The sequence below is a fragment of the Hydrogenophaga aquatica genome, assembly GCF_054780915.1.
On record NZ_BAAGVK010000030.1, the window covers coordinates 1 to 1,042 of the forward strand.

Genomic DNA, 1,042 nt, shown 5'->3' on the forward strand with positions numbered 1-1,042 from the left:
TGGCGCAGCCGGATTCGAGCGCAAGACCAAACGCACGCGCAAGCGCGAGTTCCTCGACGAGATGAACCTGGTGGTGCCTTGGTCTGAACTGGTGGCGCTGGTGACTGCGCACGCACCGGGGCGTAGCGCCAAGGGCGGACGCCCACCGTTCCCCGTTGAAACCATGCTGCGCATCCACTTCCTTCAACAGTGGTTCAACCTGTCGGACCCGGCCATGGAAGAGGCGCTGTACGACACCCCGATGTTTCGGGAGTTTGCGGGGCTCGACATGGGCGAAGACCACCTGCCCGACGAGAGCACCATCCTGCGCTTTCGCCACCTGCTGGAGGCTCACCATCTGAGCGTGCAAATATTGGCCACCGTCAACGCCACGCTGACAGCCAAGGGCTTGCTGCTCAAGCAGGGCACGGTAGTGGATGCCACCCTGATTGCCGCGCCCAGTTCCACCAAGAACCAGGATGGGGAGCGTGACCCCGAGATGCACCAGACCAAGAAGGGCAACCAGTGGCACTTCGGTATGAAGGCGCACGCCGGCGTCGATGCCGATTCGGGGTTGGTTCACAGCGTAGCGACCACGGCGGCCAACGCCCACGACGTCACACAGGCCCATGCTTTGCTCCACGGTGAAGAAGCCGATGTCTTTGCCGACTCGGGTTACCGGGGCGTGGAGAAGCGCGAAGAAATTCAGGCCCAACACCCCGACGTGAACTGGCATATCGCGATGATGCCGGGCAAGCGCAAGGCCATGGACAAGAGCACGCCCATGGGTGCCGTCCTGGAGAAGCTGGAGCAGACCAAGGCGCGCATCCGGGCCAAGGTGGAGCACCCGTTTCGGGTCATCAAGCGGCAGTTCGGTTTTGTGAAGGTGAAGTACCGTGGGCTGGCCAAGAACACGGCCAACCTGGTGACGCTGTTCGCCCTGTCCAACCTGTGGATGGTGCGCAAACAGCTGTTGAACATGGGGGCGCAGGGATGAGTGCGCCCGAAATGGGCCAGAAGGCCACAAACGGGGCGCAAATCGACCCGAAATCGCCGCAGATGA

At 62.5% G+C, this 1,042-nt stretch carries 1 protein-coding gene; it reads left to right on the top strand.

What is annotated here, in order from left to right:
- Positions 1–976: IS5 family transposase (locus ACYVHH_RS18300; RefSeq protein ID WP_460566894.1), on the top strand; the 976-nt coding region annotated here is incomplete at its 5' end.
- Positions 977–1,042: the final 66 nt, after the last annotated feature.